This window comes from Flavobacterium sp. NLM (assembly GCF_002210235.1).
Lineage (GTDB): Bacteria > Bacteroidota > Bacteroidia > Flavobacteriales > Flavobacteriaceae > Flavobacterium > Flavobacterium panici.
Window position 1 is genome coordinate 253,731 of the sequence record NZ_LIAC01000005.1, and the last position, 21,766, is coordinate 275,496.

General features: G+C 30.1%; 17 protein-coding genes. 15 read left to right on the plus strand and 2 right to left on the minus strand.

Annotation, left to right across the window (positions count from 1 at the left end):
• Nucleotides 1–225: 225 nt before the first annotated feature.
• The 4 genes from APR43_RS08190 to APR43_RS08205 are packed head-to-tail and all read left to right on the plus strand — an operon-like array spanning nt 226 to nt 6,663.
• The gene (locus tag APR43_RS08190; RefSeq protein WP_053470042.1) at nt 226–1,026 is read left to right on the plus strand and encodes a hypothetical protein; all 801 of its coding nucleotides are present in this window, start codon (nt 226–228) and stop codon (nt 1,024–1,026) included.
• Between the two features lie 19 nt (nt 1,027–1,045).
• On the plus strand, nt 1,046–3,808 hold the full coding sequence (locus tag APR43_RS08195) for a TonB-dependent receptor domain-containing protein (protein WP_053470041.1): 2,763 nt from the start codon (nt 1,046–1,048) through the stop codon (nt 3,806–3,808).
• Nucleotides 3,809–3,826: 18 nt separating this feature from the next.
• The gene (locus APR43_RS08200) at nt 3,827–4,999 is read left to right on the plus strand and encodes a DUF4249 domain-containing protein (protein ID WP_053470040.1); all 1,173 of its coding nucleotides are present in this window, start codon (nt 3,827–3,829) and stop codon (nt 4,997–4,999) included.
• Nucleotides 4,987–6,663 (plus strand): hypothetical protein, encoded by a 1,677-nt coding sequence (locus APR43_RS08205; RefSeq protein WP_053470039.1) that lies wholly within the window; start codon nt 4,987–4,989, stop codon nt 6,661–6,663. The genes APR43_RS08200 and APR43_RS08205 overlap by 13 nt, the downstream gene beginning before the upstream one ends.
• A gap of 91 nt (nt 6,664–6,754) precedes the next feature.
• On the opposite strand, the gene APR43_RS08210 is transcribed toward APR43_RS08205, so the two are convergent.
• Both APR43_RS08210 and APR43_RS08215 read right to left on the minus strand, forming a co-directional pair.
• Nucleotides 6,755–7,354, minus strand: a complete 600-nt coding sequence (locus tag APR43_RS08210; RefSeq protein ID WP_053470038.1) for a CDP-alcohol phosphatidyltransferase family protein — start codon at nt 7,352–7,354, stop codon at nt 6,755–6,757.
• Nucleotides 7,355–7,366: 12 nt separating this feature from the next.
• Complete coding sequence (locus APR43_RS08215; RefSeq protein WP_053470037.1) at nt 7,367–8,200, minus strand: LA_2272 family surface repeat-containing protein; 834 nt, start codon at nt 8,198–8,200, stop codon at nt 7,367–7,369.
• Nucleotides 8,201–8,303: 103 nt separating this feature from the next.
• On the opposite strand from APR43_RS08215, the gene APR43_RS08220 reads away from it, so the two are divergent.
• From APR43_RS08220 to APR43_RS08270, 11 genes are all read left to right on the plus strand, one after another.
• Nucleotides 8,304–9,266, plus strand: a complete 963-nt coding sequence (locus APR43_RS08220; protein WP_053470036.1) for a hypothetical protein — start codon at nt 8,304–8,306, stop codon at nt 9,264–9,266.
• 208 nt (nt 9,267–9,474) lie between these two features.
• The gene (locus APR43_RS08225; RefSeq protein WP_053470035.1) at nt 9,475–9,873 is read left to right on the plus strand and encodes a hypothetical protein; all 399 of its coding nucleotides are present in this window, start codon (nt 9,475–9,477) and stop codon (nt 9,871–9,873) included.
• A gap of 2 nt (nt 9,874–9,875) precedes the next feature.
• Nucleotides 9,876–11,609, plus strand: coding sequence for a tetratricopeptide repeat-containing sensor histidine kinase (locus APR43_RS08230; protein WP_053470034.1), 1,734 nt, complete (start codon nt 9,876–9,878; stop codon nt 11,607–11,609).
• 1 nt (nt 11,610) lies between these two features.
• On the plus strand, nt 11,611–12,357 hold the full coding sequence (locus APR43_RS08235) for a LytR/AlgR family response regulator transcription factor (RefSeq protein ID WP_053470033.1): 747 nt from the start codon (nt 11,611–11,613) through the stop codon (nt 12,355–12,357).
• A 189-nt stretch (nt 12,358–12,546) separates the two neighbouring features.
• Nucleotides 12,547–12,798: a hypothetical protein gene (locus tag APR43_RS08240; RefSeq protein ID WP_053470032.1), complete on the plus strand. Its 252-nt coding sequence runs from the start codon at nt 12,547–12,549 to the stop codon at nt 12,796–12,798.
• Between the two features lie 280 nt (nt 12,799–13,078).
• Entirely contained in the window at nt 13,079–13,732 is a 654-nt protein-coding gene (locus tag APR43_RS08245) for a hypothetical protein (RefSeq protein WP_240514939.1), read from the plus strand.
• 4 nt (nt 13,733–13,736) lie between these two features.
• A complete protein-coding gene (locus APR43_RS08250) occupies nt 13,737–16,523 on the plus strand; it encodes a TonB-dependent receptor domain-containing protein (protein ID WP_053470030.1) in 2,787 nt (928 codons plus the stop codon).
• A 2-nt stretch (nt 16,524–16,525) separates the two neighbouring features.
• Nucleotides 16,526–17,704, plus strand: coding sequence for a DUF4249 domain-containing protein (locus tag APR43_RS08255; RefSeq protein ID WP_053470029.1), 1,179 nt, complete (start codon nt 16,526–16,528; stop codon nt 17,702–17,704).
• A gap of 73 nt (nt 17,705–17,777) precedes the next feature.
• Nucleotides 17,778–18,953 carry a DUF4249 domain-containing protein gene (locus tag APR43_RS08260; RefSeq protein WP_053470028.1) on the plus strand — a complete coding sequence of 392 codons (1,176 nt, stop codon included), beginning with the start codon at nt 17,778–17,780 and terminating at the stop codon, nt 18,951–18,953.
• Nucleotides 18,954–18,967: 14 nt separating this feature from the next.
• Nucleotides 18,968–20,668 carry a hypothetical protein gene (locus APR43_RS08265; RefSeq protein ID WP_240514940.1) on the plus strand — a complete coding sequence of 567 codons (1,701 nt, stop codon included), beginning with the start codon at nt 18,968–18,970 and terminating at the stop codon, nt 20,666–20,668.
• A gap of 169 nt (nt 20,669–20,837) precedes the next feature.
• Nucleotides 20,838–21,701 (plus strand): RNA polymerase sigma factor RpoD/SigA, encoded by an 864-nt coding sequence (locus tag APR43_RS08270; protein ID WP_007804760.1) that lies wholly within the window; start codon nt 20,838–20,840, stop codon nt 21,699–21,701.
• Nucleotides 21,702–21,766: the final 65 nt, after the last annotated feature.

Below are 21,766 nucleotides of genomic sequence, written 5' to 3' on the forward strand. Positions count from 1 at the left end.
ACCCCAATTCATTTAGTTGAATTGGGGTTTTTAAGTTTTTAAATCTACTTTCCAACTAAAAATACACGGCTAAAAGACTAGAATACAACGTTTTCAGGAAACACATTATAGATTGAATAATGTTGTTGGTTTAAAAATCAATGTTGTTCGTTTAATTTATTTTTTTTTCAACCTTCATTAACATAGTTTTATATAGAAAACAGCTACACAAAACTAAAAATATTGATGAGAAAGGATATTGGAAGATCAAAAATTAAAACAATATTATTTATTATCTCTTTTAAACTCAAACTATATTGTAAAAACCTGTCATTGAAAATTACAAATTACTCAACACTAATTTTCATCCTGCTATTACTTTCAATCAACAGTTTTTGTCAGACTAATGTGAAAAAAGACGTTTCTAATTACTTAGATAAAACAATTGGCGAAGAAATTTTAAACATCAATAATGGCAAAATTCATATTGATCCTTATAATTTAAAAAATACTAACAACTATTATTTAAATAAAAACTTCGTTAACGGATCTGTTTTTTACGATAATCAATTATATGAAAACATTCTTGTAAAGTATGACATATACAAAGATGAACTTGTTAAATCATTTGAAAACAATAACACATTTGGCATAACTCTTATAAATGAAAAAACAGATTATTTTTTAATTGATGATAAGAGATTTGTAAATATTGACAATAAATATAAATACCCGAAAGCAATCACCGGTTTTTTTGAAGAAAAATATTTAGGTAAAAATATTTCCTTATACATTAAACACATTAAAACTGCCAAAGAAACCATTATTGAAACTACTTTATATACTGAGTTTAAAGAATATAATAATTACCAGCTTCTTTATAATTCAAAATTTACATCTGTAAATACACAAAAAGAAATCCTCGCAATATTTCCTCCGCTAAAAAAAGAGATAAAAGAGTTTTACAAAAAAAATAAAATTCAAGAAGAGACAAATCCATACCAGTTCAAAGCAGATTTGATAAAATTTATTGATAACAATTTATAAGCTCTATTCCCAAATCTAAATGAAAAAGTACTTTATCTTCTGTTTATTTTTCTTGCTGCCAATTGTTCTCTTTTCTCAAGAAAAGAATATTTCTATAGAATATTCAAATGTTACACGAAAAAAAGCTCTTGAAATAGTCGAAAAAAACACTTCTTTCCACTTTTATTTTGAGGATCAATGGTTATCTAATAATGAACTTATATCAGGAGAATTCAAGGATACCTCTATTTCAGTAATTTTAGATGCTATTTTTAATAACACTACCATAAATTATATTATTGACAAAAACAATATTATTTTAAGCAATGGCCTTTTAATATCAAACACGATAACAGAGGATTATTTTAAAAATACTGATAACTCAAATGTTAGTAAAAAGCCAAATTTACAAATTGTTCCTATTTACAATAAGCAATATCTGAATGATTCTAAGAAAGATTCAGATTCAATTATTTCTCTTGGAAGACAGTCGTTAATAAACGAATCTCAATCCTATACACTTTCCGGCTATATTAAAGACAGAGTTTCAGGAAAACCAGAATATAATATTACTATTAAAGTAAAAGGCAAAGATATAAGTACAACAACTGATGAAAATGGTTATTATAGCTTTAGAGTTCCTGCCGGCATTAATATAATTGAAACACAATCTATTAAACATGAATCAAAGACTAAGAAGATTGTACTTTACAATAACGGAAAAGTTGATTTTAATTTAAACGAAAATGTGAATGCGCTTAAAGAAGTTGTCATCGAAAATAAAAGAACAAGAAATACAACTTCTACAGTTACAGGTCTCACAAGCATTGATATCGAAAACATCAAAAACGTACCTTTAATTTTAGGCGAAAGAGACATTTTTAAAGTCGCTACAACTCTCCCGGGTATAAAAACACCCGGAGAAGGCTCTGCAGGGTTTAATGTACGCGGAGGAAAAGACGATCAAAACTTGTTTTTATTAGACAATGCTTCTTTATACAATCCATCTCACTTTTTAGGTTTCTTTTCTTCTGTAAATCCTTTTACAACAAAAAAAGCCGATATCTATAAAGGAAGCATTCCTGCTGAATTTGGAGGACGTCTTTCTTCTGTTTTTGATATTAAATCTAAAAGTGGAAATACCGAAAAAGTTTCTGGTGAAGCAGGAATTGGCCCCGTAATGAGTAATGTTACTCTCGAAATTCCGATAGTAAAAGGAAAATCAAGCTTATTGTTTGGCGGCAGAGCAAGTTATTCTGACTGGATTTTAAAGGCTATTAAAGATCCTGAATTAGATAATAGTCAAGCCTCCTTTTATGATTTGCTTTTAAAATACAATCATCAAATTACTGCAAAAGATAATCTCGAAACTTCTTTATATTATAGTCATGATAAATACAGCATCAATTCAGACTCTATTTATAAATACAGCAATTTATTAGCAACCGTAAAATGGGATCATGATTTTAACACAAAAAATAAATCTTCATTTATTGTTACTAACAGCCAATATAAATTTAATATTGATTACGATTCTCAGCCTGAAAAATCATTTGATTACGGTTATAAAATCAATGAAACTCAGTTTGTTTTAAAAATGAAGTACAATCTCAATGAAAAGCACTCCTTTAATTATGGCGTTACCAGCAAAATATACAATATTAACCCTGGTTTCTTAAAACCAATAAGCAACGACTCTCAAATTAAAAACAAAACACTTGAAAAAGAAAAAGCTTTAGAGTCGGCTTTGTTTTTTACCGAAAATTATAAAGTCAATGACAAACTTTTAATTGATTTAGGTTTACGTTATTCTCTTTATTCGGCACTTGGTCCTTCTACCCAAAACATCTATCAGGATGATCTTCCTAAATCTGAAAGAACTGTTATTGACAGTAAGACCTACACTAATAATGAGTCCATAAAAACGTATGGAGGTTTTGAACCCAGAATTTCAGCTCGTTATTTTATACTTCCGGATCTATCCATAAAAGCAAGTTTTGACAGAACGTACCAATACATGCATTTACTGTCCACAAATACGACTCAATCACCAATGGATGTATGGAAGCTTTCAGATTTAAATACTAAACCACAATCTTCTAATCAATTTTCGCTAGGGATTTTCAAAAATATAATTCAAAATTCATTAGAACTAAGTATAGAAGGTTATTATAAGCGTTCGAAAAATATTCTGGATTATAAAGTTGGCGCCGAATTGTTTTTGAACGAAAACATAGAAACTGAACTTCTTCAAGGTGAAGGAAAAGCGTATGGAGTTGAATTTTTGATCAAGAAAGAAAAAGGAAATTTTAATGGCTGGTTAAGCTATACTTACTCCAGAGCTTTAATAAAACTGGACAGTAAATTTGATGCTGAAAAAATAAATAGCGGAGATTATTTCCCCACAAATTATGATAAACCACATGATTTTAGTGCCATTTTAAATTATAAATTCACCAAGAGATATAGTTTATCAACTAATTTTGTTTATCAAACCGGCAGACCGGTTACTTTTCCAATTGGATCTTATGATTTTGCCGGAGAGAGTTTTACGTTATATAGTAATAGCAATCAATATAGAATTCCAGATTATTATAGATTGGATATTGGTCTTAATTTTGAAGGAAATCACAAAATAAAAAAACTCGCTCATAGTTTCTGGAATCTTTCTGTTTATAATGTTCTGGGCAGAAACAATCCTTATAATGTTTATTTTGTTACCGAAGACAGAAAAATCAAGGCTTATAAAACATCGATTTTTTCTGTTCCAATTCCAACAATAACTTATAACATTAAATTTTAATTCATTTATTACAGCAATATGAATTTATCAATAATCAAAAAAACAACATTGATCCTTTTTGCATCTGTTATCCTGGCAGGCTGCACGGAACAATATGTATATCAAAATCAAGATTTTGAAGATGCAATGACTGTTGAAGCCACATTGACAAACGAATTAAAATATCAGGAAATAAACATTTCAAGAACGAGACTTCTTAACGACACCATAAAAATTCCCGAAGCTGGAGCTAATGTTACTGTTGTTGACAGCGATAACAATGTATTTCAGTTTAGCGAAAAAAATGGAAAATACATTTCTGAAAATGAATTTAAAGTAGAACCAAATAAAAACTATCAATTAAAAATAACAACTAAATCTGGAAAATCATATGTTTCTTCACCAGAAGTTTTAACTACGCCAAATACTATTGATCTTGAAGCAACAACTGCAGAAAAAGATGGCGTTAGAGGTGTTCAGGTAAATGTTAAGAGTTTTGACCCAACAAATACATCTAAATATTATCGCTATGAATATGAAGAAACTTATAAAATAATAACTCCGCATCCTATTGAAACTCGTATTAAATTAGTACAGCAAAACGGCCATTACAGCTACGTAAAAGTTCCTGTTCAAGAAAATATCCAGGTTTGTTATACTACCAAACACTCTACAGGAATCAAACAAACCAATACGACAGATTTGAGTGAAGATCGCGTAAAATATCCTCTTCGTTTTATTGCCGACACAGATTATATGCTAACAAATCGTTATAGCATAATAGTTTCTCAATACACGCAAAGTCAAGGTGCTTATGATTATTATTATACATCTAAAAAAATGATTGATTCAGGAGAAATATTATCTCCAAATCAGCCCGGATATGTTGTTGGAAACATAAAATCAACAACAGATTCACATGAAAAAGTTGTGGGCTATTTTGAAGTTGCATCCGTGACCAAAAAAAGAATCTTTTTTAGCTTCAAAGATTTTTTTCCTTCCGAAAAACCAACCGAGTATTTTACAACCTGCAATGCCAGACTCTTCTATTTTTATGAGATCGAAAAGGACAATTATGACTTGATTAAAACACATGATTATATTGGCGATGGTCCTGGGTTTGGTCCTTCGGGATTTTATATGGTTGAAAAAGAATGCGGAGATTGTACATCATTTTCTTCTAACGTAATACCTTCATTTTGGGAAAATTAAATATAAAATTAGCTTTTCTGCTGTTATTAGTAAATTTCACTTATAAAGGTAGTGCTCAAAATAATACTGTTTTGGGTACAGAATCATTATTAGTTAAAACCAATACCTCGGTAGTCTTAACCGGCGAAACACTATATTACCAATTATACTGTTTAAACAAAACAACCGTATTTTCTGATATAAGTGAAGTGGCGTATTTAGAAGTAATTAACAATCGTAAAGAAAGCATATTTAAAACTAAAATTAGTTTAAAAAACGGAACTGGATCTGGTGATTATTTTATTCCAACAACATTAACAACAGGAAATTATAAACTTATTGCTTATACGAGCTGGATGTTGAACAATAGCCAAAATAACTTTTTTGAAAAGGATTTTACCGTTATAAATCCGTTTGAAGAACATATCAATATGATTATTGATAGTACATCTAAAAAACCTGAAGTTTATAAAAACACATCTGAGGGAATTGTTTTAAACCTTGACAAAGAGAAATATTTTAAAAGAGAAAAAGCCACACTTGTAATACCAAAAACACTGGATAAAGGAAATTATTTTTTAAATATCAGAAAAAAAGATTTTATACCTACAAACTCAAATAATGAAATTATTAATACTGATATTCATTTAAAACAAGATATAAAAGCACTTCCAGAAACAAGAGGCGAAATTATAACGGGGTATATAACTTCAAAAGCTGCAAACGCTAACTTAAACTCTAAAATAGTTACGCTATCGATTCCGGGAAAAAATTTCATTTTCAAAACAACTAAAACAGACAGCAGCGGAAAATTTACTTTTTTAATAGATAAACAAACCAGTGCATCAAACTGTTATTTGCAATTATCTGAATCTGATAGAGAAAATTATGCTATTACAGTAGATAAAACACCTAGTCCGGATTTATCAAATTTAATTTTTTCTAATAAAACAGCTATTTCTCCTAAAAATTTAAAAGCGATTCAAGAGCGCTCATTGGCAACTCAGGTAGAAAACGTTTATTTTTCACAAAAAAAAGACAGCCTTATTGATGCTGTTAATACCGATTTATTTTTTGAGCCTACCGAGAAAAATTATAATCTGGATAGTTTTGAAAGATTTAGAACATTTAAAGAAACCATAATAGAAATTGTTACCGAACTTAATTTTAAAGATTATAATCAAGTTCCTTCACTGTATTTAAGAAATTCCAGATTTAATATAACTCAATCTCCTGAACCGTGTCTGGTTTTGGTTGATGGGCTGCAAATTCAGGACATAAATGCACTACTTAATTACAATGCTTATCAAATTCAAAGTATTAGCGTTGTGGACAGACCATATTGTTATGGCCCCAAAATATTCAACGGAATTGTTAGTATCATTACAAAAAATAACGATTTTGCGAGTATTTATACGGATAAAAATATTTTGAAAACGATAATTTTGAGACCTGAACCTTCAAAAGTTTATTTTGAGCCAAAATATGAAATATCTAATACCCTAAACCGAGTTCCTGATTATAGATATCAATTACTCTGGAAACCTAATATAGCATTTAAAAATAGCGAAATGGCGATCTCTTTTTACACGTCTGATATTGCCGGGGATTATGAAATCCTGCTGGAAGGAGTAAACGAAACAGGGAATTATATTCATTTTTATAAAACATTCAAAATTGAATAAATAAATCAAATTTCTTAAAATAGAATATTTGGCTTAGCAAAAATTATTAGCTAAAACCCCAATTCATTAATTGAATTGGGGTTTTTCGTTTTTAATTAAAAAGCTTATTCTTTTTAAAAGGAATATTATTCCGAATCAAATAGGCATGATAACAGCTAGGAACATCAAATGTCCATTTTGGAAGAATTAAGATGATAAGCAAAACATCTATATGACCGACAATTCCAAAAATAATTGCTAAAGAAAAAGTAATTCCGGAATATCCAAAACCAATCATTCCAACAAAAGCAAGTAACAACGTTATTCCCCATAATTTAGAAAGAAACGCATGTGTACAGGTTTCTTTGCCAAATTTCATAAAGCTGAAAACATACGTCAATGCTTCCATTATAAAAATCAAAGCAATAGGGAATGCATTTTCTATTATTATTTCGGGGTTTAATATCCATGAACACCAGGCAACGCATAACCAAAAAACTAAATCTGTCTGACTGTCCATTCTTCGGAGTTTTTCTGAGGAAGTTCCTAGCCGGCGTGCAATAATGCCATCAAAAATATCAGACAATAGTCCTAAAAAGATTAAAACAACAAGTTCCTTTCTAATTTCGGTTCCAAAATTATAAGTCAGCATTATTAAAATTGGCCCTAATAAAAGCCTGAAAGCAATAAGCGAAATTGGTATATTTTTCATTTGTTTTATTTTTTATTTCTTAAACTGCCAGTTAAAAAAAGGAAGCTTACGTTTTCCGTTTGTGTTCCAAAGACCAAATTGCATTCCTCTCAATTCTTTCGAATTATTAAATAATCCAATCTGAATTCCGTTATGTCGTCTGGAAACATTTGACGACCCAATTTGAATTCCATTTCCTGAATCAGAAATATTAGCTAAACCCGAAATACTTACACCAGAAAAGCTCTTTGTATTTAATATTCCTCCAACAGAGAATCCATTCATTTTATTCATTCCAGAAATTATCGAAATATTTATTCCTCTTAATTCTGCACCTCCCGTAAATCCTCCCGAACTAATATTCAAACCATTTACCTTAATATAAGTATCTTTATGATCATCAAAAAAAGCTACGTTACTTATAACATTATCATTAATTCCAACTAAAAAAGACTCAAAAGGAACATTAATTGAAATTGTAAATAAAGCCACTGACAGCGGACTGGCTTCAATATTTAATCCATTAATTGTTTGAAGTTTAATTTTTTCATTCTCATAATGACCTACTCCAAGAGCAAAACCATTTACTTTATTTACTCTTCTGGATATTGGAGACAGACTAAAAATCTTTATACTGTCATTCCTTAAATTATTATTAGATTTCCATCTGAAATAATGCAGATCAATATCTTTTCCATCAAATTCTAGAGAAGGACTTTCTGAAATATTATTAACTAAGGTATCCATGACTTTTGACGAAGCATCTTGTCCAAAACAAAAGCCAGTGAACAAGAAAAGACCTATAAATTGTATTCTGTGAAAACGGCCAAAAGAATTGGCGCTCATAATTTGATTTATAATTTTCATACTATTTCTTTTTAAAATTACAGGACAAACCTATTGCATTTATCACATATCGGTTTGCGTAAAACAATAAAATATTTTAGTATATTTGTGATTATCGCAAATTATGAAACATCAGGAATCATTTTTAAAAGCTATTAGAAGTAAAATTTCCAAGTCAAATTCTTTGATAGATGAGATTGCTTCTATCTTGGAAATCAGTTATGATGCGTCGCATCGAAGGATATCTCAAAAAAGTAAATTTTCTATTGACGAAACCATCAAACTGGCGAATCATTTTAATATTTCATTGGATAATTTATTTTCACAAAAAGAAAAAGTCATTGTAGAAAAAACTATTGAGATCGAATCCTTAAAAGATATGCTCCAATATTTTAAAGCATCAGCACAACAGGTTGAAATACTGACAAAAAACCCAAAAACAAAACTTTATTATTCGGCCAAGGATATTCCGTTATTCTATTTTATGGACGGAACGATTTTGTCAAAATTCAAGGCTTTTGTTTGGCTGAATCTTTTAAATACAAACCAGAAAAAAGTATCTTTTGAAAATTTTGTGATTGAAGAATCTTTTACTGAATATATGCAGACCTTAAAAAAAGCATATGAGAATACGACGGTAAATGAAATTTGGAACGATACCACTATAAACAGCAGTTTGCAGCAGATTCTCTATTTTTATGAAGCCGGCTTGCTAAATTTAAAAAATGCTAATGCTCTTTGTAAGGACTTAAAGAGAATAATAAGTTTAATACAGGCAAAATGCAATGACTCAAATAACAACTTTGCCCTTTATTATAATGAACTGATATTATTAAACAATAACATGCTCATAGAAACGGAAGAAAAACTAACTATGTTTGTTCCTTACACTCTCTTAGGTTATTTTATTACAGACAATGAAGACAGCTGTAAAAATGTGCATCAGTTTTTTAAACAGCAAATTAGCAACTCAATAGCTTTAGGGCAATCTGGTATTAAAGAGCAAAACCTTTTCTTTAATCGTGCCATTCGAAAAATAGATTATTATCTCGAAAAAATTAATTCGCAGGTTGACTTACTTTTCTAAAATAATAAGCCTTTTCCGCAACAAACCCAATTCATTTTTTTTCGGCTGCTTTTTTTTCTTTCTAAAGCAAATTATAATATTTATTATCGACGAACGGCAATAAATAAATAATTTAACAAAAAAAACACGACAATGCTTATATTTTCTTAAAGAAATAAAATATCTTTAACCCACCAAAAATAAAATTATTAACCCTTAAAACCTAATTATGGAAACCACAGAATATTTTGTGATTCAAAACACGAAGATTAATACCGTAGATTTTAGATTTTTAGATCCTGAAAGCCTTACATACCCAGTTCCTCCCTTAGTTTCTGCAAGACTTTTTGTACAACATGGGGTACGAAAATTAAAAATTAACGCTACTTTATACATTAATTCTAAGGATTCGCAAAATCCTAGTGTAGGAATATTTACAGAGAATGATGGATTGATCGAAATCTATTTTGACTATGATTATGATGATAAATCACCAGAAACTTATGATGTTTGGTACGTAGAGATAGAATATACTTCAGACACCGTTCAAAATGTTACAAAAATCATATCTTATTTAAGAGATCTTGACCCTGAAACTTCTAGAGGTACATCTACTGTTATTCCTTAAATATGAAAAGTAAAATCTTTTATATTGTAATACTATTATTTGTAACAAACTTAAATTTTCTATTTTCTCAGGAAAAAAAGTTTTTCGAATTTGAAAAAAAAGAAATTCAACAAGGAGCAATAACATATAAAGGAAAAATAAATTTTGTAAAGGCCCAATCTTTTTATCTTAAAGAAGATTGGGACTCTACATTAGTATATTCAATGAAACAATTGAATAACAATAATCATAAAGTAATGTCTGATTATTGTCATTATTTTAGAGGTGTTAGTTTTTTTCATAAAAAACTTTATAAAGAAGCACAAAAAGAATTTTTCCTGGTTTCAGAAAAATTTGTACTTACGCCAATCAAAAACTTTACTTTAGGCGCTTCGTTTCTAGAATCTAAGCAATTTCAAAGAGCTCTTTTTTACTTCAGATTATCTGAAAAGCAATTTATTAAATTAAACGAAGACAACTACTTAGCAGATATTTATACAGGAATTGGTTCTTCATATATATACCTGAAACAGTTAGATGAAGCAGAAGATTATTTACTAAAAAACTTAAGTTTAACTGCAAAAACTCAGAATAATGATAGAATTTGTTCTTCTTACATTAATTTGGCCAATTTATATTATGAACAATACAAGGATAATTTAGCCATTCCTTATTTTAAAAAGGCATATGACTTATCAAAAAAAATAAAAAATTATAATAAAAAAGAAATTGCTTCAAGAAATATGGCCATTGTAGAAGAAAACAGAGGCAATTTCAAAGAAGCATTAGTTTATAGAAAAGAATCTGAACAATGGAAAGATTCCTTAAACAACCAAAATAAAATTTGGGCAGTTGCTGATTTTGAGAAAAAATTCGCTGTGGCTCAAAAACAAAAACAAATAAAAGTTCTTGAGGTCGAAAATAAATTAAAAAACACACAGCGTAATACCTTATTTTTCTCCTCAATTGGTTTATTATTGATTTTAACGGGCGGTGTTTATTTATATGCACAAAAAGTAAAAAATGGCAAAACCATTTTACGTCAAAAAAACAAACTCGACGAACTCAATGCCACAAAAGATCAACTTTTCTCTATTGTAAGCCATGATCTGCGTTCATCTGTAAATGCTTTAAAAAACAGTAATTCTAAATTATCTGCCACGCTTGAAACTAAAAATTACGACGAATTAAATCATTTAATTATTCAAAACAGCAGTATTGCAAACGGTACTTACAGCTTGTTAGATAATTTATTACACTGGGCATTATTACAGACTAAACAATTGTATTTTAATAAAGAATCAATTCATTTATACTCCGTAATACAGCAAATCGAATATAATTATAAGCCCTTATTATTAGAGAAATCAATAACGTTCGAGAATTCGGTTTCAAAAAATATATTCCTGTTTGTTGATCTTGATTCTCTAAAAATTGTATTTAGAAATTTACTGGACAATGCTATTAAATTTTCTAATGAGAATGGACAAATTACATTTTCGGCAAATGAACCAGATTCTGATTTTTGTCAGGTTATAATTCAGGATACCGGAATTGGAATGAATGAAAACACTATTAAAGAATTGCTTTATGAAGGAGAATTATTAGCTAAAAAAGGCAATTCAGAAATTATAGGAACTGGTTTGGGTTTACAATTATGTAAGCAAATGATCAAGAAAAATTCGGGAACGTTTGAAATAGAAAGCGAACTCAATAAAGGGACTAAAATGATATTAACATTCCCAAAAACTAAATGAAATGGATAATATTAATGTTTTAATTATAGAAGATACTTTAGAGCAGAGTGATGAACTTGTAAAAGTATTAGAGAAAAACAATTATAATGTTGCCGGAGTTGCCGTAAATTACACAGAAGCACTAAAACTTTTTTATGAAAAACCCGTTGATATAATTATAATTGATGTTTTCCTGGATGGAAAACCAGACGGAATAACTTTTGCAGAATCTATCAATATAATTCCGCACGCATCGAAACCATTTGTGTTTTTAACAAGCTCTCAGGATCGTCAGGTTTTTGAAAGGGCAAAACTCACAAGGCCTTTCAGTTTTTTAATGAAACCGTTTAATGAACTTGAAATTTTGTATGCCTTAGAAATGGCTGTCGAGAAATTTTATGAGCAGACAAATGTCTTTTTTAGCGAAGAACAAAATACCGTAATCAGTAATGATTCTTTATTTATTAAAAAGAAAAATTCCTTAAAAAAAGTATCTCTTGAAGACATTCTTTACATTGAAGTTGAAGAGCGTTACTGCAATATTATAACCGAAAAAGAAAAATTTGTAATTCTAATTTCATTGACTAAAATCAGCGATTTATTAGACAAAAATAAATTTATAAAAACGCATCGCAATACAATTGTAAATACGGATAAAATAGAAGAAATTATCCTGGCAGATAACCTTATTATTTTAAAAGGAAATCATAAAATAAACCTGAGTGACACCTACAAAGATTTTATAAAAAAAATGAATATTTTATCTTAGTAAATATCTCAAATTCAAAACCAATCCTCTTTAATTGAGGATTTTTTTATGCTTATTTCAAAGAAAAGATTCCTACATAATAAACATTTCATGGCGTTCATGACATAGAAAAAGCATTTCGTGACATTTTCACACTTATAAATTGAGATCAAAATTACTTTTATCCCACCTAAATCAAAATAGAGATAGATGAAGATAGCATTAACGAGACAACCTGAAATGAAACTTTTGCCAACTATAAAAAAAATAAAAAACAATCCGTGGGTTGGGGTTGTTGTATCCTTGGCTGTAATTATTCCCTGCTTATATAGAATTTTAGACGATGTTACCGTTTTAAGATTAGAATATATCTTACTGGCCATTGCGTTTCCAGTTTATATAAGATCATTAAAAAAAATATTCGACGAAATCCTTGATAACACTGATGATTTCTACGATTAAACTTAAATACATAATTCTAACTCAATCAAATTATTCGTTAAAAAACCCTAAATCGTTATTATGATTTAGGGTTTTTGTTGTTTAAAAAATAAGATTTTATCACATTTTAACAGATATACGTTTTGTTTATAACCTTTTTTTAATAAATTTGAAAACCCCCAAAACAAATCACTAAAATCCACTGAATCCTTTGAAAAATTATCAAAAAAAGTCCGCTTTCCTCATTTTATTTGGATTATTCTTAAATATTTATAGCATTCACAGTCAAACAAATAACGACGTGAATGTATACAACTGGTTTGACAAGACGGTTGGCAAAGATAATCTTGACCTAAACAACGGGGTACCACACATTAATCCATACAGATCTATTGGAGACAACCATTTATATTTAATCAACAAATATGAAATTGGAAAAATTGACTATGATGGTCAAAAATACTTTGAAGTAAAACTTAAATATGACATTTACAGAGATATTTTAGTTTTAAATCCATATGGAGAATCTGAAAACATTGGAATAAACCTTAACCAAAGTAAAGTTGAAGCTTTTTCAATTTTGGATAAAAATTTTGTCAAAATAGACAAAAAAGTCCAGACTGTTCCGGAATTTACTTCTGGTTATTATGAAGAAAGTAAAGTTGCCGAGGCTTTTACATTATATATCAAACATCATAAAGACATTCAAAAAACAGTTTCTGAGAATGGAATATCCTATAGTTTTAAAGAAAATAATTTATTTTTTGTTGATCTTAAAAACAATATTTATTCAATAAAGGGAAAGAGCGATATTATAAAGCTGTTTCCAGATCAAAAAAAACAAATTAATGGGTTTTATTTAATGAATAGAGAACTTCAAAAATCTGATTTAAATCAATTCATGAAAAATTTGATGAAATACATTTCTAATTCTCTTTCAATTCAAACCAAATAAGACAATGAAAAAAATTTTACTCGCCTTTATTATTTTATTCTCATTTCAGTTGTCTGTTGCACAAAATTCTAATGAGAAATTCTCGATTACTTTTAAAGATGAAACTTTAGAAAATGCAATCAAACGTATTGAAGTAGCAACATCTTATAAATTCTATTTTGATCCAACCTGGGTTAATGCTAACAAAGAATTAATTTCGGGAGTTTATACTGATGCAAAAATCGACGATGTACTTAATTCGATTTTAAGCAAAACTGATTTGAATTATATTGTTCTTAAAAACAAAGTAATTCTAACACTTAACAGTACAATTCACGATACCTTACCGTCGAATTATTTTAGCGATGCTCCAGTCGAAACGAATCAAAATAATGGAAATGATAATTCAGACAATCCAGTATTTCATCAGCAGTATGATTCTTTAAACAGCTACAGCGTAACTAAAAAAGCTTCAATAGTTTTCATCGGAAAAGAAAATAAAGATTCTGTTAAAAGAAATTTTACCGTTTCTGGTACCGTAAGAAATGACGAAACCGGAAAAGCTGAACCTAATATTTACATTAAAGTAAGAGGAAAAAACATCAATACTTCTACTGATCTTGACGGAAATTATAGTTTAATCCTTCCACGCGGAATAAACGTTATTGAAGTAAAATCTCTTAGCCATAAAGAGGTTGTGAGAACTTTAATGGTTTATGATGACGGAAAATTTGACATTGGCATCAATGAAAGATCAAATCAATTAGATGAAGTTGTAATTAAAAAGAAAGGTCAAAAACAAACAGAAACAACTGTTTCAGGATTAGTTTCTATTGACATTGAAGGAATTAAAAACGTTCCTTTGATTCTTGGAGAAAGAGATATATTAAAAGTTGCTACAACATTTCCTGGTATTAAAACTACCGGAGAAGGATCTGCAGGATTTAATGTTCGAGGCGGAAAAGACGACCAAAACCTTATTCTTTTAGATAATGCTGTTTTATATAATCCGCAGCACTTTTTAGGTTTTTTCTCGGCCATAAACCCTTATACAGCAAAGAAAGCAGATATTTATAAAGGAAGCATTCCGGCAGATTTTGGAGGAAGATTATCATCTGTATTTGATATTACAACAAAAAATGGAAACCCTGAGAAATTTTCAGGTGAAGGAGCCATTGGTCCAATTACTTCGAATCTTACGCTAAGTATGCCAATCGAGAAAAATAAATCAAGTATTATTTTTGGAGGACGAGCAACATACTCAGATTGGATTTTAAAATCTCTTGATGATGAAAATTTAAAGAATAGTCAGGCCGGATTTTATGATGGAATTCTTAAATACAACAATCAAATCAATGCTAATAATAACATTGAAGCAACTGCTTATTACAGCCATGACCGCTTTAGTTTAAGTTCAGATTCTATTTATAAATACAGCAACAGACTTGCTTCTTTAAAATGGGATCACACTTTCAGTAAAAAGAGCAAAGGGGCTTTAATTTTTACAAACAGTGAATATAAATTCAATATTGACTACGATTCAAGTGATATTAATGCATTTGATTTTGGATATAAAGTGAACGAATCTCAATTGCAGTTAAAATTGAATTACCAGCTTAATCCAAAACATACTTTATCTTACGGTATCGCCAGTAAATTATACAATATTTCGCCAGGGTATCAGCATCCGAAAAAGCCTGAGGCTACTTTAATTTCGACAGATATCGAAAAAGAAAGGGCGCTGGAATCTGCTCTTTATTTAGCCGATAGTTATAAGGTTAATGATAAATTATTAGTTGATTTAGGATTAAGATATTCTTATTATGCTTCTTTAGGGGAAGCTAATGTAAATAGCTATCAGCCTGGTTTGCCCTTGAGTGACGAAACAGTAACGGGAACAACTCATTATAAAAAAAATGAAGTGATAAAAACCTATGGCGGATTTGAACCTCGTTTAGCCGCACGTTATTTTATTACTGAAGATTTATCTATAAAGGCAGGTTATGATGTTACACGCCAGTACATTCACCTTTTATCAAGTAACGTTACACAATCTCCAACAGATACCTGGAAATTATCTGATTCTAATGTAAAACCTCAAACGGCACAACAAGTTTCGTTAGGTCTTTTTAAAACATTAAATGACGAAGAATACGAAGTAAGTCTTGAAGGATACTACAAAAAATCTAAAAATATTTTAGATTATAAAGTTGGAGCGCAGCTTTTATTGAATCAAAATGTTGAAACTGAATTATTACAGGGTGAAGGAAAAGCTTATGGAGTTGAATTATTATTGAAGAAATCAACCGGAAGATTAAACGGATGGATTGGTTATACTTATTCTCGTACTTTAATAAAGCTTGACAGTCAGTTTAGTTCAGAAATTGTAAACAACGGCAACTTTTTCCCTGCAAATTTTGACAAACCTCATGATTTAAGTGCGATTTTAAATTATAGATTTACAAAACGTTATAGTATATCTTCTAATTTCTTATATCAAACCGGAAGACCAATTACATATCCAATTGGAACATTTCAATATGGAAATTCACAATATACACTGTATAGCGACAGAAATGCTTACAGAATTCCGGATTATATCCGTTTAGACATCGGTCTTAATATTGAAGGAAATCATAAAATTAAAAAGTTAGCCCATAGTTTCTGGAACATTTCAGTTTACAATGTTTTAGGAAGAAATAATCCATATTCAATTTATTTTGTAACAGATCAAAACGGAAAAGTAAAAGGATATAAAACGTCTATTTTCTCAATTCCTGTTCCTAGTATTACTTATAATTTTAAATTTTAATAATGAAAAATTATAAACTATATAGTGTTCTTTTTCTCTGTTCAGCTTTTATTTTGAATAGCTGTACAGAAACGTATCCGTTATTAACGAATACTTATGAAGAAGCTTTAGTGGTAGAAGCAACGATAACAAATGAATTGAAAAATCAGGAAATTAAACTTACTAAAAGTGCCAAATTTGAAGATGAAAACTATCTGACAGAGAGCGGCGCGGAGGTTTACATAACAGACAACTCAGGAAACAGATATGATTTTGAAGATCAATCTGATAAATATGTATCAACAGTTGCATTTCAGGCCGTACCCGGAACGCAGTATCAATTGCACATTAATACAAAAGACGGCAGATCTTTTGAGTCATCTCCGGAAACACTTTCGACAGTAACTCCAATGCAAAGCGTTCAAGCGGCTGTAGAAAAAGATAAAGACGATAAAAGAGGAGTCGGTATTAGAGTCAACAGTTTTGATCCTACCAGTAAATCACATTATTACAGATATGAATATGAAGAAACCTATAAAGTTGTAGCCCCAAAATGGGTTCCGACTAAGGCTTTTATCAATCAAAACGGAGGACTTACTTTTGGTCAAAATGATCCTAACACAAAAACTTGTTACGGAAATAAAAAAAGTACAAATCTGCTTTTATTAAATACCACTGATTTAAAAGAAGATCGTGTTGATTACCTTCTCCGTTTTATAAGCGATCAGGATTATATAATCACAACCCGATACAGCGTACTGGTAAAACAATATGTCGAAAGTTTAGCAGCATTTAACTATTACAGCACACTAAAAAAAATATCCGGAAGTGCAAGCCTTTTATCTCCAACACAACCCGGAATTGTATTAGGCAATTTAAAATCTGCAAAAAATCCAAACGATAAAATTGTTGGATATTTTGATGTGGCATCAGTATCAATTGAAAGAATTTATTTTAATTATAATGATTTATTTCCTGGTGAACCACCGCCTCCATTTTATACCGATTGTCAGGAATTTTGCTATGCCAATTATCCTTTTAGTCCAGATCCCTGTACACATTCTGGCGGTTATTTTGACGACTTAGAGATGAACAACATCACTTATTACTTAAACGGTAGATTTTATTATTGGGTATATTCACCATGCGGAGATTGTACCACAATTGCATCAAATGTAAAACCAACGTTTTGGGTAGATTAAAAAATATAAATTTTAAAAAACAAAAATAGATTCTTCAAAATCAAAACAAGAAAAAACTATTTTAAACAAAGCCATGAATATACCTTTTAATAAAATATTAATCCTATTACTTATTTGCTTTTTCGCAAATGGCTGTACTGAAACTTATCCGTTACTTACAAACACTTACGAAGAAGCTATTGTAGTAGAAGCTACATTGACCAACGAACTTAAAAATCAGGAAATTAAAATAACGAAAACTTCTAAATTTGAAGACAAATCGATTCAGGTAGAAAAAGGTGCAGAAGTAATCGTTAAAGACAATCAAAACAATTCTTATTTATTTGAAGAAAACGCTGGAGTTTATGTTTCGCAAACCCCATTTCAGATTTTACCAAACAGACAATATACTTTAGAAATTAAAACCACAGACGGAAAAGTATATGAATCAAGTCCTGAAATACTTCCAGCAGTAAATCAAATTGAAAGTATAGTTCCGTCGGTTATAACAAACAAAGACAATCAAGTTGGTGTTCAAATCAACGTTAATAGTTATGATCCTGCCAGAACTTCAAAATATTATCGTTTTGAATATGAGGAAAGCTATAAAATTATAGCGCCAAAATGGTCATTATCCAAATTAACAGTCACCGGTCCAGAATCTGTAGCGCTTATTCCTAATTCGGCTAATACCAAAACTTGTTACTCAACAAAAAAATCTACCGATATTATTTTATTAAGCACAAATGACCTTACCGAAGATCGCGTAAACTTACCAATACGTTTTATTGAGGAAGAAAACTATATCATCGGACATCGATACAGTATTTTAGTTAGACAATACGTCGAAAATTTAGCAGCCTACAATTTTCATAGAACAATGAGAGATATAGCAGGCTCAGGTACTGTTTTATCTCCTAAACAACCCGGAGTACTTTCTGGAAACATAAAATGCATCAGCGATTCTAACACAAAAGTTATTGGTTTTTTTGATGTAACTTCTGTTTCAGAACAAAGAATTTTTTTTAATTATAATGATATGTTCCCGGGACAACCAGCTCCCTATTTTAATCCCTGCGATAACATTCCTTTTAAGTTCTGTTTTGGCGGAGAAGAAGGCTGCAACGGAGACGATATGATTTATAATGTTGAAAAAAACCTAATGACCTATCTCGCCAATGCCGGAATAAACTACACCTTAGTCGACGTCGTATGCGGAGACTGTACATCATTTTCATCTAACGTAAAACCTTCATTTTGGATAGACTAAAACACATATTTTTATTGTTTGTATTAATTAATACACAATTAAGCAGCGCACAACAAACTATCGCAGTAGATGAAACTGTTTTCATTCATACAAATGCAACAACACTTGTTTCTGGTGAAACTTTGCTGTACAAAATCTACTGTTTAAAATCATCTGATAAAACGCCAGGCAATATTAGTAAAGTTGCTTATGTAGAATTGGTTGACGATAGTAAAAAGTCTGTTTTTAAAACAAAAATTTCTTTAGAAAACGCAAGCGGTCAGGGCGATTATTTCATCCCGACAACTTTAAAAACAGGAAGTTATAAACTAATTGGCTACACAAACTGGATGCTGAACAAACCGTTTTCTGAGTTATTTCAATTAAACATTAATATTGTCAATCCGTATAAAGTTGACGAGAAAACTGTTGCCGCAAATATTTTAGCTAATAGTTCAAATACTTCTGACGAAAATTTAACGAATGAAAATGTTTCAATTAAACTGAATAAAAAAACATTTACAAACCGCGAATTTGTTGATTTGAAGATTCAGTCTTTAAATAAAAATTTTGAAGATGGAACGTATTCTCTTTCAGTTCGAAAATTAGATAACATTCCAACTCAAAATCAGGTTTCGGCTGTAAAATTTGCAGCAAATCCATCTTATCCGGTTGTGTTGGACTCGCAAAAACAGGATCAAAAAGTAATTTTACCAGAGCTTAGAGGTGAAATTATTTCAGGAAAAATCTCTGCAAAAAATAATAGTGACAAAGTCGATAACATTTCAGTAGGATTATCTATTCCGGGAAAATCATTTGCTTTTGAAGTGGTAAAAACGGACCAAAACGGAAACTTTATTTTTAACGTAAATAAAACATTCTATACCTCTAATATTGTTATTCAAATTATTGATGAAAAAGCAGGTAATTATGATGTCGCTGTAAATAATGCACCTGAAATTGATTATGCTCAGGTATCTTTTGAGAAGGATTCGAAATTATCTTACACATTTAAAGAAAGTCTTTTAGAAAGATCCATTTCGAGTCAGGTTGAAAATGCTTATTATCATAAAAAAGTAGACAATATCGAGAAAGCGCCAACATCAGAATCTTTCTTTTATCCAATAGCAAAAGAATATATTCTGGATGATTATACAAGATTTAAAACTTTAAAAGAAACTATAACCGAAGTCGCAGTCGAAATTTATTCTAAACAAAAAGATGACAAACTTTATCTGCATGTTAATGACCCAAGTGTTTTTCCGCAGTTTCCTGAATCAGCACTTGTTTTGGTTGACGGACAATATTTAGAAAACCAAACTGATCTTGTAACCTATAATATGAAAAATGTATACAAGATTGAAGTTATTGTGGGAAGATATTATGTTGGTTCAAAATCATTTAATGGTTTGATCAGTTTTACAACTTTTGACAGAGATTTCAAAAGTACACAAACAGGTTCTTCAATCATAAAACCAACTATTTTAAGACCACAGCCAAAAAAGATATACAATAAAGTAAAATACGAAAACACTGCTGACAATCAAAGAATTCCTGATTTTAGAAATCAATTATTCTGGAATCCTGATGTTCAGTTAAATAAAGATTCTGAAACTTCATTTTACACTTCTGATCTTTCGGGTACTTTTGAAATAAGACTTGAAGGTTTTACTAAAAGCGGAATCCCGGTTTCTGTAAAAGAAACTATTGAAGTTCAAAATACCACAGCAAATTAATTGATTTTTTTAATTTAAAAAATATCATAACTCACTGAAAACCTGTCTATTTACAGACAGGTTTTTGATTTTTGAAAAAAAACAAATTATTTTTGATACAATTTGTAACTTTTTTGAAACTTCTTACGTATAACCACTTGTACACTTAAAAATTGAGGAGACAAATAACATGAGACAACTTAAAATCACCAAGCAGGTAACCAATCGTGAAACTGCATCGTTAGATAAATATCTACAAGAAATCGGAAAAGTTGACCTGATTACCGCTGATGAAGAGGTAGAATTAGCACAAAGAATAAAGGCTGGTGATCAAAGAGCTTTAGAAAAATTAACAAAAGCCAACCTACGTTTCGTTGTATCGGTTGCTAAACAATATCAAAATCAAGGATTAACTCTTCCTGATTTAATTAATGAAGGAAACTTAGGTCTTATTAAAGCTGCACAGCGTTTTGATGAAACTCGTGGTTTCAAATTCATTTCTTATGCCGTATGGTGGATTCGTCAATCGATCCTTCAGGCTCTTGCAGAACAATCACGTATTGTTCGTTTACCATTAAACAAAATTGGTTCTATCAATAAAATCAACAAAATGTATGCGTTATTAGAGCAGTCTAATGAGCGTCCGCCTTCTGCTGAAGAAATTGCAAAAGAACTTGACATGACTGTAAATGACGTAAAAGAGTCTATGAAAAACTCTGGTCGTCACTTATCAATGGATGCACCTCTTGTTGAAGGTGAAGATTCTAACCTTTATGACGTTTTACGTTCTGGAGAATCTCCAAACCCGGACAGAGAGTTAATTCACGAATCATTACGTACTGAAATCGAGCGTTCGTTAGAAACATTGACTCCAAGAGAGGCAGATGTTGTACGTTTGTATTTTGGTCTTGGCGATCAGCACCCAATGACTTTAGAGGAAATTGGAGAAACTTTCGACTTAACTCGTGAGCGTGTTCGTCAGATTAAAGAAAAAGCAATCCGTAGATTAAAACATACTTCAAGAAGTAAAATCCTTAAAACATACCTAGGATAACAATATTAAATTTCAATATTTTTAAATTCCAAATCCCAACCAACAATTGGAATTTGGAATTTTAG

Bases quoted from the DNA above. Each gene is read 5' to 3' on its own strand.
- APR43_RS08210 (WP_053470038.1), bottom strand. From the start codon at position 7,354: ATGAAAAATATACCAATTTCGCTTATTGCTTTCAGGCTTTTATTAGGG.
- APR43_RS08235 (WP_053470033.1), top strand. From the start codon at position 11,611: ATGGATAATATTAATGTTTTAATTATAGAAGATACTTTAGAGCAGAGT.
- APR43_RS08225 (WP_053470035.1), top strand. From the start codon at position 9,475: ATGGAAACCACAGAATATTTTGTGATTCAAAACACGAAGATTAATACC.
- APR43_RS08215 (WP_053470037.1), bottom strand. From the start codon at position 8,200: ATGAAAATTATAAATCAAATTATGAGCGCCAATTCTTTTGGCCGTTTT.
- APR43_RS08250 (WP_053470030.1), top strand. From the start codon at position 13,737: ATGAAAAAAATTTTACTCGCCTTTATTATTTTATTCTCATTTCAGTTG.
- APR43_RS08240 (WP_053470032.1), top strand. From the start codon at position 12,547: ATGAAGATAGCATTAACGAGACAACCTGAAATGAAACTTTTGCCAACT.
- APR43_RS08200 (WP_053470040.1), top strand. From the start codon at position 3,827: ATGAATTTATCAATAATCAAAAAAACAACATTGATCCTTTTTGCATCT.
- APR43_RS08220 (WP_053470036.1), top strand. From the start codon at position 8,304: ATGAAACATCAGGAATCATTTTTAAAAGCTATTAGAAGTAAAATTTCC.
- APR43_RS08260 (WP_053470028.1), top strand. From the start codon at position 17,778: ATGAATATACCTTTTAATAAAATATTAATCCTATTACTTATTTGCTTT.
- APR43_RS08195 (WP_053470041.1), top strand. From the start codon at position 1,046: ATGAAAAAGTACTTTATCTTCTGTTTATTTTTCTTGCTGCCAATTGTT.
- APR43_RS08270 (WP_007804760.1), top strand. From the start codon at position 20,838: ATGAGACAACTTAAAATCACCAAGCAGGTAACCAATCGTGAAACTGCA.
- APR43_RS08190 (WP_053470042.1), top strand. From the start codon at position 226: ATGAGAAAGGATATTGGAAGATCAAAAATTAAAACAATATTATTTATT.
- APR43_RS08255 (WP_053470029.1), top strand. From the start codon at position 16,526: ATGAAAAATTATAAACTATATAGTGTTCTTTTTCTCTGTTCAGCTTTT.
- APR43_RS08230 (WP_053470034.1), top strand. From the start codon at position 9,876: ATGAAAAGTAAAATCTTTTATATTGTAATACTATTATTTGTAACAAAC.